The sequence below is a fragment of the Streptomyces sp. Root1304 genome, assembly GCF_001426405.1.
GTDB lineage: Bacteria > Actinomycetota > Actinomycetes > Streptomycetales > Streptomycetaceae > Streptomyces.
This window is the reverse complement of record NZ_LMEP01000026.1, coordinates 87,312-102,558: the sequence shown is the minus strand read 5'-3', so window position 1 is coordinate 102,558 and position 15,247 is coordinate 87,312. Positions and strand designations below refer to the sequence as shown.

The 15,247-nt window shown below is 71.7% G+C and carries 10 protein-coding genes; 6 read left to right on the top strand and 4 right to left on the bottom strand.

Annotation, left to right across the window (positions count from 1 at the left end; genetic code table 11):
- Positions 1-53: 53 nt before the first annotated feature.
- On the top strand, positions 54-1,208 hold the full coding sequence (locus ASD33_RS29705) for a NaeI family type II restriction endonuclease (protein WP_056567438.1): 1,155 nt from the start codon (positions 54-56) through the stop codon (positions 1,206-1,208).
- Positions 1,209-1,573: 365 nt separating this feature from the next.
- Here the strand turns inward: ASD33_RS29705 and ASD33_RS29700 are convergent, their stop codons facing one another.
- Entirely contained in the window at positions 1,574-1,996 is a 423-nt protein-coding gene (locus ASD33_RS29700) for a hypothetical protein (RefSeq protein WP_056567436.1), read from the bottom strand.
- Between the two features lie 531 nt (positions 1,997-2,527).
- Between ASD33_RS29700 and ASD33_RS29695 the strand changes: the two genes are divergently transcribed.
- Both ASD33_RS29695 and ASD33_RS29690 read left to right on the top strand, forming a co-directional pair.
- Positions 2,528-4,708: an FG-GAP-like repeat-containing protein gene (locus tag ASD33_RS29695; protein WP_157870093.1), complete on the top strand. Its 2,181-nt coding sequence runs from the start codon at positions 2,528-2,530 to the stop codon at positions 4,706-4,708.
- A 287-nt stretch (positions 4,709-4,995) separates the two neighbouring features.
- Positions 4,996-6,276: an alpha/beta fold hydrolase gene (locus tag ASD33_RS29690; RefSeq protein WP_056567429.1), complete on the top strand. Its 1,281-nt coding sequence runs from the start codon at positions 4,996-4,998 to the stop codon at positions 6,274-6,276.
- Between the two features lie 75 nt (positions 6,277-6,351).
- Here the strand turns inward: ASD33_RS29690 and ASD33_RS29685 are convergent, their stop codons facing one another.
- The 3 genes from ASD33_RS29685 to ASD33_RS29675 all read right to left on the bottom strand — a co-directional run bounded on the left by ASD33_RS29685 (position 6,352) and on the right by ASD33_RS29675 (position 10,702).
- Positions 6,352-7,590, bottom strand: a complete 1,239-nt coding sequence (locus tag ASD33_RS29685; RefSeq protein ID WP_242426924.1) for an aminotransferase class V-fold PLP-dependent enzyme — start codon at positions 7,588-7,590, stop codon at positions 6,352-6,354.
- Between the two features lie 129 nt (positions 7,591-7,719).
- Positions 7,720-9,264 carry a M4 family metallopeptidase gene (locus ASD33_RS29680; protein ID WP_079045110.1) on the bottom strand — a complete coding sequence of 515 codons (1,545 nt, stop codon included), beginning with the start codon at positions 9,262-9,264 and terminating at the stop codon, positions 7,720-7,722.
- 310 nt (positions 9,265-9,574) lie between these two features.
- Positions 9,575-10,702 carry a Ku protein gene (locus ASD33_RS29675; RefSeq protein WP_056567424.1) on the bottom strand — a complete coding sequence of 376 codons (1,128 nt, stop codon included), beginning with the start codon at positions 10,700-10,702 and terminating at the stop codon, positions 9,575-9,577.
- Between the two features lie 160 nt (positions 10,703-10,862).
- Here ASD33_RS29675 and ligD point away from each other — a divergent pair, with 160 nt between their 5' ends.
- The 3 genes from ligD to ASD33_RS29660 all read left to right on the top strand — a co-directional run bounded on the left by ligD (position 10,863) and on the right by ASD33_RS29660 (position 15,227).
- The gene (gene ligD, locus ASD33_RS29670) at positions 10,863-11,759 is read left to right on the top strand and encodes a non-homologous end-joining DNA ligase (protein WP_056567420.1); all 897 of its coding nucleotides are present in this window, start codon (positions 10,863-10,865) and stop codon (positions 11,757-11,759) included.
- Complete coding sequence (locus tag ASD33_RS29665; protein WP_242426922.1) at positions 11,756-12,757, top strand: DNA ligase; 1,002 nt, start codon at positions 11,756-11,758, stop codon at positions 12,755-12,757. Before ligD ends, ASD33_RS29665 begins: the two co-directional genes overlap by 4 nt.
- 262 nt (positions 12,758-13,019) lie before the next feature.
- Positions 13,020-15,227: a hypothetical protein gene (locus ASD33_RS29660; RefSeq protein WP_056567417.1), complete on the top strand. Its 2,208-nt coding sequence runs from the start codon at positions 13,020-13,022 to the stop codon at positions 15,225-15,227.
- The last annotated feature ends 20 nt before the right edge of the window (positions 15,228-15,247 follow it).

Below are 15,247 nucleotides of genomic sequence, written 5' to 3'. Positions count from 1 at the left end.
CCGACAAAATGAAGCCGCCGCCAATTACTTGACGATTGTGGAGTCACTCAATAATGGATGAGCAACTTCTCTTCGGATCAGACCCGGTTGAACAGCGGGGCGCGTACGCTCGTCGGGCCGACAAAATGGCAGCCACTTCAATCGGACAGCTCATCCCCAGCACTCCCGAGGCCGACCGAGGCATAGACGTTGCCTTCGATTTTTTCTCGCCGGACGTGAGCAGGCGAATGGGTGCGATCATCCGGAAGGCCACGGACGAAGTGATTGCTACGCCTCGCACCCGCCGCTGGACACTCGATCAATGCAACGACCAGGAGAAGGGTTACCTGGGCGTGAATATCGAGAACATTGTGCGCGGTGAATACCAGTTGGACGAGGGCTCCGCTGGCATGGACTTCGATGTACGCGGCGTCGATGTCGATTGCAAGTGGTCTCGCAATTTCGGGGGCTGGCAGATACCCCCGGAAGCTGTGGGCCATATCTGTCTTTTGGTACACGGAGATGACGTAACCGGCGAGATGGCAGTAGGCCTTATCCGTATTAGGGATGAGATCCTCGTGGGCGGAAACCGTGACGGGAAGCGCACCATCCAGAGCCCGGGCGGCATGAGTGAGATCCTCTGGCTCGTGCAGCCTGGGACGCCAATCCCCGAAAACTTCCTGATGAGTCTTCGCAAGGAAGACCGTGACGCCATTCTCGCTCCGCGAGGTGGCGATGCACGGGCTTTGGAACTCTTCAAGCGCTGCGAAGGCATGATCATCCACCGCCACACCATCGAGTCCATCGGACAGCAGGTAGACGAGGCGCGTCGCTTCCGTGGAGAGACTCGCCAGAGATTGCTTGAAGAAGGCTTCGAGGTTCTCAACGGTCATTGGAAAGCCAACCGTGAACGCGCTTTGGAGTTGGGAGGGCTGGAACTCAGTAACGGAAGCCAGTGGGCCTGCTTGCGAACCGACGGCTCCTCTCCGGCGCGGCAGGCTGCCCTGAGTCCAGCTAGGCAGGCAGAGTCCCGCGCCTACCGGAAGACGTTCAGCGAGCAAATCACCGCAGAGCGTAGGGCGAAGAAGCGGGCGCGGAAGGCCGCCAAAGCCGCAGCTACACACGAGGCGGTCAACCTGATCACTCCCGATGATGACGCCGAGTACGCCAAACAGGCTTTCGCGCAGGCCGAGAGCGCGGCTGTAAGCGCGGGCACTCTCTTCGCCTAGCGGTGCGTCAAGCCACGTGGAGGGGTAGCCCGCGGCCCATTCGTGGACCGATGGCGCCCACCAGACTCCCTGCGACCTTCTGACCTGCGGAAACACTTGAGACTCACAAGGCCTCCGGAGCCGTGTGCGCAGGTTCGAATCCTGCCGGGGGCACTTCGCAAGGAGTGCCACACAGACCCCGTGATCAGCGGAAACGCTGAGCGCGGGGTCTTGTTGTATGTGCGGGTGGGCTGAGCGGCTGCACGTCAGGGTCCGCGGACTATTCGTGGACAGACGCTCGGGGCGTCGGCGGAGGTAGGAGCACCGAAACGACGAAGGCCCCGGGGCGAGTCCCCGGGGCCTCATGTCGAAGCGGCGTGGTCCGGCTAGTCGGCGGTCACTCCCCAGTAGCCGATCAGGTCCGGCTGCCCGTCGCGATAGAGCACCGTGCAGTTCCCCTGGGCACGGTCGGGGAACTCCAGGCGCCCCGCGTCGAGAGCCTCGTCCCAGTCCTCGTAGGTGGGCCTGCCGTCCGGGGACCAGGTTCGCACTTCGCTGTCGGTCAGCGGCCGCATGAACGGCCCATCACTCTGATCGGCGGCGTCGACCATGTCGGGGAAGTCCAGCACGGTGCACGTACCACCGGTGAAGATGTACTCGTGCCAGGCCGGATCGCGCCACAGCTCCTCGACGGATCGCCCTCCGAAGCCGTGGTCGTCCTCAGCCAGGCTCGCTGCCTGTGCCTGCCGGAAGGCAGCCGCCAGATCAGGCTGATACGGACCCGTCTGCGTCCACGCGTTACCACCCACGCCTGTCCCCTCCCCATGCGAACTGTCCAAGCTGAAGCGCAGCGTAGGTGATCGCACTGACAACCCTCCTCGCCTGATCACTCGTACTCCCGCAACAGGTCTTCGCTCCGCCGATTCGCCTCACGGTGTGGCGCGGCCCGCGCGGAGGAAGTCGAGAAGCTCCTCAGCGGCGACGCCGGCGTTCGGGCGAGCCCGGTCTTGTCCACCGCACCGCGGCCGACGGGAGTTGCCGGGATTCGGCAAACTTGTGCGGCGTGTTCGGTCCGGATCGGCCCTGTGTCCGGTCGTATGCGTGCCGATACGGTCGCGGAGTCAGCCAGATCAGGTTCCGCCGCTGGGGAAGTCCAGCGTGCGAACCGACTGGGAAGGGTTCTCGGGCGTGGGAGCCCCGGGCCGCCGGCTGGGGGCTGCATCGCATCCCGGCAGGGGTTCGGTCGCGAACGCGGCCCGTAACCACAGGGGGGAAATGCCTTGTTAGACACTCGTGTGCCCTGGGCTCGGCTGGGCCTGGCGCTTACGGCTGTGCTCGCCGTGACGACGTCCGGGCTGGTCTCCTCGCCCGTCGCGGCAGTTCCGGTCGGCGTGGATGCCGCGGTATCGGCGGACGCGGACCAGCAGGAAGGCCTGTCGATCCCCGCCGATTCGGTGATCGCCAGCGCCGGCCGTGACGGCATGCTCACGAGGACCGACAGCGGTTCCGCGCCCGTGTTCCGGTGGACACGCTTCACGGACGGCGACACGACCGTGCTGCCCATCGGTACCCACTGGGGAGGCGAGGGGACGGACATCGTCGCCTCGCAGGCAGGACCTGTGTACACGCTCACCGACATGAGCGGGAGCACGCAGCCGATCGTGATCGACACCTCCGCCCTCGGCTCCGCCGAAACCCCTTACACACTGCAGCGCGTCGTCGGCACACGGCTCCTCATGTCCACGAGCGTCAACAGCGTGCGGGAGCTCCATCTGGTCTCCACGGAGGACGGCCGCGTCGTCGACCGCGAGGTCGCCCTGCCGACCGGCACTTCTCTCCTGCTGCACTACAGCAGCGGTCCTGACGACCTCACGGTTCGATACCGCGCGGACGTGGACGGCCCCACCACATCGCTCATCGGGGTGGTCGACCTCTCGACGGGTGCCGTGAAGGCGACGGGGTCCGTCCCGCCCGGGGCGATCTCCCTCAACTTCTCGCCGACCCACATGGCGTGGTTCGAGGTACCCGCGGCCAGGAAGCTCACCGTGGCCGTCGCTCCCAGGGGCGTCACCGGCGCCGAGCGGGTGACGCTGGACAGCCCGACCGGCACGCCCGACTTCATGGTTCGGGCGATCGGCGACTGGGCGGCATACGCACGGATCCGGGGCGGCACCGCCACCTGGACGGACGCCCTTCATCCGCTCACCGTCCGGTCGAAGGACGGCGAAACGGTCAAGCTCCTGGATCACGTGGCCTCCAGTGCCTACGGCTCCGAGGGGAGCCTGATCGCCCTGGGCGGCACGGTCGAGCACGGCGAAGGCGTGTACCGGATCGCCCCGGACACGGCCGGCAGGCCCGTCGCCACTCTGCTGACCGGATCCGGTCTGCCCACCGCCCTCACCGTCGTGAAGGAAAGCCCGCCGCCCGCCGGAATGGTCGACTTCGACCGCAACGGCGGGGTGATGAAGGCCGCCTGGACGCTGAGCCGCTTCAACGCCTCCATCTCCCTCCGGGTGACGCACACCGCCTCCGGTCTCTCCGGAGGCGCGGCGTCCCCCGCCCCCCGTCAGGGGGTGCTCGACTTCCCCCTGACGTGGAACGGCCGATTCGACAACGGCGTCCCCGCCTACAACGGCGCCTACACCTGGACCATGACGGCGAAGCCCGCCAACGGCATCGGCCCCGGCATCGTGCGCACCGGCACCTTCATCGTGACCCGCGCGCCCAAGCCGCACGACTTCGACGACAACGGCTCGCCGGACCTGCTCTCCCTCGACGGAACGGGACGCCTGCGCTCCTACGACGTCCAGCAGGTCGAGAGCGCCTCCCCCACCCGACGGCTGAACCCGCTCGATCTCGGCACCGGCTGGTACGGGTACGACCGGATCACCGCCACGGGGAACATCGCCGGCACTCCCGCCGGGGACATCGTCGCCCGCGACGCGGCAGGCGTGCTCTGGCTCCACAGCGGCAGCGGCAAGGGCTTGGCGCCGCGCACACGGATCGGCGGCGGCTGGCAGGTCTACGACAAGATCACCGGCGGCTCCGATCTGACCGGTGACGGCAGGCCCGATGTGATCGCCGCCGACAGGAACGGTGTCCTGTGGCTCCACCCGGGCACCGGCAACGCCAGTACGCCGTTCCCTGTACGCAAGAGGATCGGCGGCGGCTGGGGGATCTACAACCGGCTCGCCGCCACCGGCAACATCGCCGGCGCGCCCTCCGGAGACCTCGTCGCCCGTGACAAGGACGGCATCCTGTGGCTGTACCTCGGCAAGGGGGACGGCACCTTCGCACCCCGCACCAGGGTCGGCGGCGGCTGGAGCCCGTACACGAGCCTGGTCGGCGTCGGCGACACCGACCGCGACGGCCGGAACGACCTGATCGCCTACGATGCCGACGGCGGCCCGTACCACAGCCTCTACGTGTACAAGGGCACGGGCGACTGGAAGGTTCCGTTCACGTCCCGCCGGGCGCCCTACAACCCCGGCCTGGGCGAAGGCGTCATCGAGCTCTTCTGAGCCCTGGCACTCCCGGTAGCCCGTCGGCGTGAGGCGCAGTCACCTCGCGCCCATCCGCCCGCGGGCTACCGGCGACGCGAACGGGCTCTCAGCAAGGGCCGGTCGACTGTTCGTGACCCGGTCGAGGCGCCGACCTCGAGGAGCGCCGGCAGGGACGGATCGTCGGCGATCACGGCGGTCAGCCGTACCTTCGCCGTCGCGGACATCTATGCAATGTCACACTGCATAGATAGTTTGCTGGGGCGCCGTCCGTCCTGGGCCTGCGCTTTTCTGCCGAGAGGTCTCTCATGCATCCCGCCTACGCCGTCACCGATCACGTCTTCCGCGTTCCGCTCGATCACTTCTCGACCCGCGGGGGTGACATCGAGGTCTTCGCGCGGGAGGTGGTCGATCCCTCGCTCGTCGGCGCTCGGTTGCCCTGGCTGCTGTACCTGCAGGGTGGGCCCGGGGGGAAGTCGCCCCGGCCTTCACTCGGTTCGCCCGGGTGGTTGGCTCAGGCCCTCAAGACGCATCGCGTCTTGTTGATGGACCAGCGCGGTACCGGGCGGTCCGCGCCCGTCACCGCTCGTCTCGCCGGGCGGTTCCCGTCGGCCCGGTCGCTCGCCGATCACCTCGGGCACTTTCGCGCCGACTCCATCGTCGCCGACGCCGAGTCGATACGACGTCAGCTCTGCGGTGACGAGCCCTGGGAGACGCTCGGGCAGAGTTACGGCGGGTTCATCACCCTCTCCTATCTCTCCCGCGCCCCCGAAGGCCTTCGCGCCTGTTACATCACCGGTGGGCTGCCCGGGATCGCCACCGGCGCCGACGACGTGTACGCCCGCACCTATCCCCGCGTCCGCGACCGCGTCCTCGACTTCTACGCCCGCCACCCCGAGGACGCCTCCCGTCTGCGCCGTATCGCCGACCTGCTCGGCGCCACCGACGTCCGTCTGCCCGACGGCGACCGGCTCACCGTGCGGCGGCTGCGCACCCTCGGGCTCGCCCTCGGCATGGGCGACGGCTTCGAGCGGATCCACTGGCTCCTCGACGAAGCCCTCGACGCCGACGGCGAGTTGACCGACACGTTCCTCCAGCAGGTGGCCGTCCTCACCGGCTTCGTCGACAATCCGCTCTTCGTCGTCCTGCAGGAGTCGCTGTACGGGCAGGGCTCCGGCCCGACCGCCTGGGCCGCCGACCGCGCCCTCTCCCGCTTCCCCGAGTTCGCCGAGGACGCCGATCCCCTGCTGCTCACCGGCGAGATGATGTACCCCTGGATGCTCCGGGAGATCAGGGGGCTCCGGCCCTTCGCCGACGCCGCCGAGCTGCTCGCCGCCCGTACCGACTGGGCCCCGCTCTACGACCCCGCCCGCCTCGCCGCCAACCGCGTTCCCGTCGCCGCCGCCGTCTACCACGACGACATGTACGTCGACGCCGGCCTCTCCCTGCGTACCGCACGCGAAGTCGGCTCCCTGCGGGCCTGGGTCACCAACGAGTGGGAGCACGACGGGCTCTCCGCCTCCTCCGGCCGCGTCCTCGCCCGTCTGATGGACATGGCCTCCGGTCGCGTCGGCTCCTCCACTCCGTAGGGCGTCGAGCCGTTCGCGCCGCGCCGGGACCGGGCCGCCTCACGGCTTTGCCGGTCCCGGTCCCGTCGCCCCGCCTCAGTTGCCCCGGCTCCACGCGCCGATCGTCGGGACGCAGCGCTCCGCGAAGTCCTCGAAGTCCGCCGGGGTGTTGTACACGTGCGTCGAGAGGCGCACGTAGCCGACGCCGCCGAAGCTGGTGACGGCCGTGGCGACCCCCAGTTCCCGCAGGATCCGGTCGCGCAGCGCGTCGGCCTCGGCGTGCGTGGTGGCCAGCGGTTCGGGCAGCCGTACCAGCCGCAGGGCGTCGGCCGGCATGCCGACGTCCACCCGGCAGTCCCGGCCGGTGAGCTCCGAGAACGCCTCGGCGACGATCCGCTCGGCGTAGTCGGCCAGTTCGCGCAGATAGGCGCGGGCCGTGTCCCAGCCCCAGGTGTCCTCGATGAAGCCGAGGGCGGTGGGCGCGGCGAGGTAGCTCGTGACGTCGACGGTGCCCTGGGTGTCGAAGCGGCCGGGGAACGGTTCGGGGGCGCCCCAGGAGTCGATCAGCGGGTGGAGGTCGTCGCGCAGCGCGGTGCGCGCCACCAGTGCGGCGGTGCCCCGCGGGGCGCAGCCGAACTTGTGGAGGTTGCCGACCCAGAAGTCGCAGGAGAGGCCGTCGAGGGGGCTCTCGGCGAGGCCGGGCACATGGGCCCCGTCCACGAGGACCGGGATGCCGCGCCGGGCGGCCTCGGCGGCGATCCGCCCCACCGGCATCCAGCGTGCGGTGGCCGAGGTGATGTGGTCGACGACGAGGAGGCCGGTGGTCTCGCCCAGCTCGCCGACGACGTGCTCGTACGCGGTGTCGGCGTCGGCGTCGAGCGGGATCCGCGCCGTACGCACCCGGCCGCCCCAGCGCCGGGCCAGGCGCTCGGCCCCCATGGTCACGGCGCCGTAGCCGTGGTCGGTGACCACGATCTCGCCGCCGGGACGCGCGGCGGCGCCGGCGTAGACGACGCTCGCGCCGGCGCTGGCGTTGGGCACGAGGGCCAGGTCGCCGGGTGCCACCCGGAGGAAGCGGGCGATCTCGGCCCGCGCGGCGGCCACCCGCCCGGGCAGCTCGGGGAACCACTCGACGGGTGAGGCGTCCATCCGCCGGCGCAGCCGGTTCTGCTCCTCCTGGGCGGGGAGCGGGACCGCGCCGAACGAGCCGTGGTTGAGGTGCCTGACCGCCGGATCGAGCGACCATGCGGCGGCTGCCGGACGACCGTCCGGCAGCACCGGCGGAGTCGGGGCCGTCGGTGCGGTCGGGGTGGTGGTGATGTCGGCCCTGCTCACGGGACTCCCCCAGGACTGCCGGTGGGGCCGCCCGGCGCGATGTGCTCGCCGGGCGGCCCCGTGGGTGCGGTGCGGTGCGGTCGCGTGGTGCCGGTGTCGTGCGGCTACGCGGTGCCGACCGCCGTGCGGTTACTTGACGTTGATCGCCGTCCAGGCCTTCGCGACCGCGTTGTACTCGGCGCTGCCGGCGCCGTACAGGTCGGTGGCCGCGGACAGCGTAGCCGTACGCGCGCCGGAGTAGCTGGTGGACGAGGTCATGTAGGTGGACAGGGCCTTGTACCAGATCTTGTAGGCCGCGGTGCGCCCGATGCCCGTGACGGTGGAGCCGTCGTAGGTCGGGGAGTTGTAGGCGACGCCGTTGACGGTCTTGGCGCCGCTGCCCTCGGAGAGCAGGTAGAAGAAGTGGTTCGCCGGGCCCGAGGAGTAGTGGACGTCCAGGCGGCCGACGGACTTCGACCAGTAGTCGGCGGAGCTGCCGTCCTTGCTGGGCTTGTCCATGTAGCGGAGCGGGGTGCCGTTGCCCCGGATGTCGATCTCCTCGCCGATGAGGTAGTCGCCCTGGTCCGAGGAGTTGGCGGCGTAGAACTCGACCGAGGTGCCGAAGATGTCGGAGGTGGCCTCGTTGAGGCCGCCGGACTCGCCGCTGTAGCGCAGGCCCGCGGTGGAGGCGGTCAGGCCGTGGGACATCTCGTGGCCGGCCACGTCGAGCGAGGTCAGCGGCTTGAGGTTGCCCGTGCCGTCGCCGTACGTCATGCAGAAGCAGGCGTCCGACCAGAAGGCGTTGACGTACGCGTTGCCGTAGTGGACGCGCGAGTACGCGGCGGCGCCGTCGCCCCGGATGCCGTTGCGGCCGAGCTCGTTCTTGTAGAAGTCCCAGGTGACGGCCGCACCGTAGTGCGCGTCGGCGGCGGCGGTCTCGCGGTTGGTGGCGAGGCCGTTGCCCCAGGTGTCGGTGCTGTTGGTGAAGAGGGTGCCGGTGCCGTTGCCCGTGCCGCCGGCCAGGTCGTACGTCTTGTGGCCGCCGCGCGCGGTGTCGTTCAGGGTGAACGAGGGGGCGGTGCCGAGCGTGACGGTGCCGCTGTACTGGGTGTTGCCGGTGCCCGTCTCGATCGCCTCGTAGGAGTAGAGCTCCTTGCCGGTGGTGGCGTCGGTGATGACGTGGCGCTCGCTGGGGGTGCCGTCGGCCTGGACGCCGGTGACGGTCGTCTCCCAGGCGAGGGCCGGCTTGCCCGTGGCGGCCCAGATCACCTTGCGGGAGGAGGCGGGGGCGGCGGAGCGCGCGTCGGAGGAGGCGGCGGCGGCCTTCCCGGCGGTCGTCGCGGCGACGGCGGGGGTCGTGCTCGCCACGGATATGCGGGCCTGGGTCGCCTTGGTGGTGGCGCGGGAGCCGTTCTTCTTCTCGTGCACGACGAGGTCGCCGCCGAGGACGGGGAGACCCTCGTAGGTGCGCTCGTAGCGGGTGTGAACGGTTCCGTCGGCGTCCTTGACGACGTCCCGGACGACCAGCTTCTCCTTGCCGGAGAGGCCGATGGCCTGCGCGGTGGCGGCGGCGCCGGCCTGGGCCTCCTGGACGGCGGCGGCGCGCTGGGAGCCACTGAGGACGAGCGCCGTGGCGCCCGCTTCGCGCTGGGCATCGGCGCTGGCGGATCCGGTCTGGATTCCGACGACGACCATGGCGGCCGATGCGATCAGGGCGGCGGTACGGGCGGTGGCGATACGACGGTGCGAGGACTGCTGGCGGGTCACGCGGGCTCCTTCGCTGTGAAGCGTGGGGGTTCTTGTGGGGGGTGGTGCGGCTGAGAGCGTGCCAGCGAAAGATTCCGTTTGACAGGTCTGCAACAAGAATTTGACCAGCTGTTGTCCGAAGGAAAGTGAACTGTGTTCGCTATTCGGGGTGTTGGACGTTAACGAGCGTTCCGCTGCCCGTAAACGGGCAGCGAGAAGCCCCCGGAGTCATCTCCGGGGGCCGAGGGGCTGGGGCGTCTCAGGCGGTCCGCTTGCGCGGGGTCGCCTTCTTGGCCGTCGACTTGGAGGCGGTCTTGGAGGTGCTCTTGGACGTGGTCCCGGAGCTGGACCTGGACGTGCTCGCGGAGGCGGCCTTGGACGCGCTCCTGGAAGCGGCCCCGGACGACGCCGTCTTCGACGCCGCCTTCGACGTCGTCTTGGCCGGGGTCCCGGCCCGGGCCTTCCCCGCCGCCCCGGACGCCGGCTTCGCCGTGCTCTTCCGCGCCGCCGCCGTCTTCTTCGCCGGTGCCCGCGACGTCGACTTCTTGCCGCCCGTCTCCTTCGGCGTCCCGCGCGGCTTGAGCTCCGTCACCACCGCGTCCTCGCCCCGCGCCTCCCTCGCCGCCCGCACGCTGCTCTCCAGCGCCGCCATCAGGTCGATGACCTGACCACCCGGTTCCTCGCCGGGTTCCGCGGCCGGCACGCCCTCGCCGCCCTCGGCCTTCGCGGCGATCATCTCCTCGACGGCCGTCCGGTAGTCGTCGTGCAGGCTGCTGATGTCGACCTCCCCCAGCGTGGCCATCAGCGCGTCCGCCAGGTCGAGTTCGGCCTCCCGCACGCTCACCGGGGTCTCCGGTGCCACCCCTTCCGGAGCCCGGATCTCGTCCGGCCAGAGCAGGCCGTGCATGGCGATGACGTCGTCGACCACCCGGAGCATCCCGAGCCGCTCCCGGCCGCGGAGCGCGTACTTCGCCACGGCCACCTTCTCGCTGCGCTTCAGCGCCTCGCGGAGCAGGGTGTACGGCTTGGCCGCGGGCACCCCGTTCGCCGAGAGGTAGTACGCGGCGTCCATCTGGAGCGGGTCGATCTCACCGGCCGGCACGAAGGCGACGATCTCGATCGTCCTCGCCGTGGGGAGCGGCAGCGCGGCCAGGTCCTCGTCGGTGATCGGGATCATGGTGCCGTCGGCGTCCTCGTACGCCTTGCCGATCTCCGCCGGGGCGACCTCCTCGCCGTCGAGCTCGCACACCTTCCGGTAGCGGATGCGGCCGCCGTCCTCGGTGTGGACCTGCCGGAAGGACACGGAGCGGCTCTCGGTGGCGTTCACCAGCTTGATCGGGATGCTGACCAGGCCGAAGGATATGGCGCCGTTCCAGATGGATCGCACGGTTCTTCCTTTCGGGCCGAATCATCGATGGCCGGGGGGAATCGTCGGTGGCCGGGGGGGAATCGTCGGTGGCCGGGGGGAATCATCGATGGCCGGGGGGAATCGTCGGTGATCTGGTCGAATCGTCGTTGATCGGGACGAATCGTGGGATTCTCATCGTATGACGCCGATCACGGAGGTGGAGGGGCGACGCCTGGCGCTCAGCAACCTCGACAAGGTGCTCCATCCGGCCACCGGCACCACAAAGGGCGAGCTGCTCCACCACTACGCGACCGTGGGGCCCGTGATCCTGCCGCATCTGCGCGATCGTCCGGTGTCGTTCCTGCGCTATCCGGACGGTCCGGACGGGCAGCTCTTCTTCACCAAGAATCCGCCGCCCGGCACACCCTCCTGGGTGAGGACCACCCCCGTGCCGCGCTCCGACGCCCCCCGGGCCCGGCAGGTGGTGATCGAGGACCTGGCCTCGCTGATGTGGGCGGCGAACCTGGTCGTGGAGTTCCACACCCCCCAGTGGCGGGCCTCCTCCCCCGCCGTCGCCGACCGGCTCGTGCTCGACCTGGACCCCGGGCCGCCCGCGACGGTCGTCGAGTGCTGCCGGGTCGCCGTCCATCTGCGCGAGCGGCTCGCGCGGGACGGCCTCGCCGCGTACGCCAAGACCTCCGGCGCCAAGGGGCTGCACCTGCTCGTCCCGGTGGTGCCGACGCCCTCGGCGCGGGTCTCCGCCTACGCGCGCCGGCTCGCCGTCGAGGCCGAGGCGGCGCTCCCGGAGCTCGTCGTGCACCGGATGGCCCGCGCGCTGCGGCCCGGGAAGGTGTTCGTCGACCACAGTCAGAACGCCGCCGCCAAGACCACCGCCACCCCGTACACCCTGCGGGCCCGGACCCTGCCGACCGTCTCGGCCCCGGTCACCTGGGAGGAGGTCGAGGCCTGCGCCCGCCCCGGCACGGACCCCGGGGCCCTCGCCTTCCTCATGGACGACATCGCGCCACGTCTGGAGCGGTACGGGGACCTCCTGGCGCCCCTTTTCGCGCCGGAGCGGGCGGGGGAGGTGCCGTGAGGGGCGCGGCAGAAGGTTCCACGGGCGCGTACGGCGACGGCGGCAGCGGCAGCGGCAGCGGCAGCGGCAGCGGCAGCGGCAGCGGCAGCGGCAGCGGCAGCGGCAGCGAGATGGTCGTGCTGCCTCCGCCCGTCGACGTCATGCGGCCCCGGGCCGCCGACGGGATCCCCGTACAGGCCGATCCGCCCCGGGAGCTGCAGTACTCCCTCAAGCTGGACGGCTTCCGCGCGCTCGCCTTCGTCCTCGGCGGCGGGAAGGTGGTCCTCCAGTCCCGCTCCCGCCGGGACCTCGCCCCCGAGTTCCCCGGGATCGCCGCGCACCTGCGGGAGCAGCTGCCGCCGGGGATCGTGCTCGACGGCGAGCTGTGCGCGTACCGGGAGGGGCGGCTGAGCTTCACCGACCTGCTGCGTTCGCCCGCCGACCGGGTGCGGGAGGGCGTGCCGGTCTCGTACATCGCCTTCGACCTGCTGGCCGTGCCGGGGCGGGACGTGCGCGCCCTGCCGCTCCGCGACCGGTGGGAGCTGCTCGGCGCCGCCCTGCGGGAGGCCGGGCCGCCGCTCCAGCGGGTCCTGGCCACGCTCGACGAGGAGACCGCACGCGGCTGGTTCCGGGACCTGCGGGAGGCCGGGGTGGAGGGGATCGTCGCGAAGCGGATGGGCTCGGCCTACCGGGCCGGGTCCACCTGGGCCTGGCGGAAGATCCGGCACGTCGACACCGAGGACGGCGTGCTCCTCGGGCTGATCGGGCCACCCGGGCGACCCCGGGACCTGCTCGTACGGCTGGCCGACGGGCGGACGGTGACCACCTCGCCCCGGCTCACCCCGGCCCAGTCCCGCGAGGTCGGCGCGCTGGTCGGCGACCTCGCGGGCCCGCTCGCCCGGGACCCCGAGCACGGGCCGGTGCGCCGGGTGGACCCGCCGGTCCCCGTCGAGCTGCGCCGGCTCGCGGGCCGGCAGCAGGAGAACGCCGCCTTCGTCAGGATCCGGTCGGAGGGCTGAGCGGGCGGGAGGCCCGTCCGGGCGGAGGGGAGGCGGCGGAACGGTGGGGGAGGCGGAGGCGAGACGGAGGGGAGGCCGTCGGGAGGCGGCCCGAATCGGCGCAGCCACCCAGTGCAACTGCCGGGCTCCGCACCGTACATGGCGCAAAGAAGTCGCAACGGGGCTTCCCCGCACAGCCGGTGTCGACTGTAAGGCCTTGCTGTCCGTCACGTGGTGCACACTTGCTGCCTGGTACAGCGCTCACGGGGAAGGCGGCCTGGCAATGCTGACGGGGATCGAGGAGGTCGACTGGGCCTCGCTGGGGCACGCCTACGGCCCCGCGGACGACGTGCCGGAGCTCCTCCGCGGACTCGCCTCCGCCGATCCCGCGGAGCGCGAGACCGCCCTCGACGGCATGTACGGGGCCGTCCACCACCAGGGCGACGTCTACGACTCCACCCTCGCCTGCATCCCCTTCCTCCTGGAACTGGTCGCCGACCCCGGCGTCCAGGACCGCGGCTGCATCGTCGAGCTGCTCACCAGCATCGGCGGCATCGAGCTCGACGACGAGGAGGAGCTCGACGCACTCGACCCCGACGACGAGGAGTTCATCCCCGCCGCCAACTACGCGATGGCCGCGGCCGCCATCGCCGCGGGTGCCGACGTCTTCCTCGGGCTCGTCTCGGACCCGGACCCCGAGGTCCGGCTCGCCGCGCCCTGCGCCCTCGCCTCGCTGCACTCCGAGCCCGCCCGGGTCCTGACCCTGCTGCGGGAGCGGCTGACCGTCGAGCGGGACAACGAGGTGCGGCTCGCCCTGGTGGCCGCCGTCGGGCGGATCGCCCTGCGGCACGCGTCGCTGCGCGCCGAGACCGTCGACTGGCTGGACTGGCTGGCCCGCGCGGCCCACGACCCCGGACTGCGGCTCGCGGCCCTCGCCCAGCGGGCGCGCTGCGCGCCCGGCGACATCCCCGACGACGTGGTCCCGTGGGTGACGGGTCTCCTGGAGGAGATCAGGACGACGGCGCGGGGACCGGCCTCCCCCGGGACCGAGCGGGCCGCGACGCCGACCCTGATCGGGCAGGTCCGCGAACTCCTGGAGGAGCACGCCGCCGGGCGGCCCGCCCCCTGGACGGAGGAGCTGCTGCGGACCCTGCACGCCGCGCTCGACGACCGGGTCGACGACCGCATCGCGCTGATCCTGGCGCAGCTGCGCAGCCCGGACTGGGGACAGCGTTCGGACGCGATCTGGCTGTGCGGCGGGTTGATACGGATCTGGCGCGGGCGGTACGAGGAGGTCGTCCGGCTCGTCGGCGCGCAGCTCCACGATCCGGAGCCCCGGCTCCGGGAGGCGGCCACCACCTTCCTGGAGCGGCTCTTCGAGCTGGGGGCGCCCGCCGCGGACTCCCTGGCGGCCCGCCTGTCCACGGGACCGTCGGGGGCGCGCGGCCGGACCCGGCCGGGGCGGACCCCGCAGGGGCGTACGGCACCGGGGGCGAGCCACCGCACGAGCAGCGCCTCCGGCTCCGGCGACGACACGGGCCCCGGGGCCGGCGCCGCCGGTTCCAGCGGGTTCGTCGGCCGGTCCGGGCGGGACGGGGCACTCCTCGCGCTGGCCCGCGCGGGCGACCCCCGGGCCGTCCCGCTGCTCGCCCGCGCCCTGGAGGAGCGCGAGGTGCGGCGGGAGCTGCTGTACGCGATGGACGGCCTCGGCCCCTCCGCCGCGATGCTCGCCCCGCTGCTGCGCCGCCGCCTCGCCGAGGTCGACCTCGACGAGCGGCTCTACGACCGGGCCGCCCCGCTGCTGTACGCCCTCGCCGCGGTTCGCGGCGCCCAGGCCCTGCCGGAGGTCCTGCGGGTCCTGCGCGGCGCGCCCTCGAACCGGCGCGACTGGGTGCGGGAGGCCGCCCTGCGGGCGCTTGCCGCCTTCGGCCCCGCCGCGCGGGAGGCCGTACCCGACATACGCGGGCTCCTGGACGCCGAGTCCGCCACCGTCGCCACGACGGCGGCGCACGCCCTGTGGGCCGCCGAGGGCGACCGCGGCGACGTCCTGCCGGCCCTGGAACGGTGGCTCGGCCCCGGCGCCTCCGGTGCGGACCGGTGCGCCGCGGCCCAGGCCCTGGGCGAGATCGGCCCGGCCGCCGCCGCGTCGGCCGAGGCCCTCAGACCCGGTCTGACCTCGCGGGACCTGTGGGTCCGGGTGCGCTGCGCGGCGGCCCTGTGGCGGGTCTCCGGGGACGCGTCGGCCGCCCTGCCCGTCCTGCTCGCGGCCTGGGAGGAGAACCGGCACGCGCGCGTGGACGTCGCCGAGTGTCTGGCGGAGATGGGTCCGGCGGCCTCGGACGCGCAGCTGGTGATCCTCACCGAGCTGACCCGCCGTCGCCGTCACAACGCCCGCGAGGGCGCCTCGGGCAGCCATGACATCCACCTCGACGAGAAGCTGCTGACCCTGTGCCGGGCCGCCCTGGCGCGGATGGAGCGGGGCGGGTTCTGACGGTCGGGACGGCCGCCCGA

Excerpts from the sequence above, each read along its gene's own strand:
- ligD (WP_056567420.1), top strand. The coding sequence starts at position 10,863 with ATGACGCCGATCACGGAGGTGGAGGGGCGACGCCTGGCGCTCAGCAAC.
- ASD33_RS29660 (WP_056567417.1), top strand. The coding sequence starts at position 13,020 with ATGCTGACGGGGATCGAGGAGGTCGACTGGGCCTCGCTGGGGCACGCC.
- ASD33_RS29705 (WP_056567438.1), top strand. The coding sequence starts at position 54 with ATGGATGAGCAACTTCTCTTCGGATCAGACCCGGTTGAACAGCGGGGC.
- ASD33_RS29690 (WP_056567429.1), top strand. The coding sequence starts at position 4,996 with ATGCATCCCGCCTACGCCGTCACCGATCACGTCTTCCGCGTTCCGCTC.
- ASD33_RS29680 (WP_079045110.1), bottom strand. The coding sequence starts at position 9,264 with ATGGTCGTCGTCGGAATCCAGACCGGATCCGCCAGCGCCGATGCCCAG.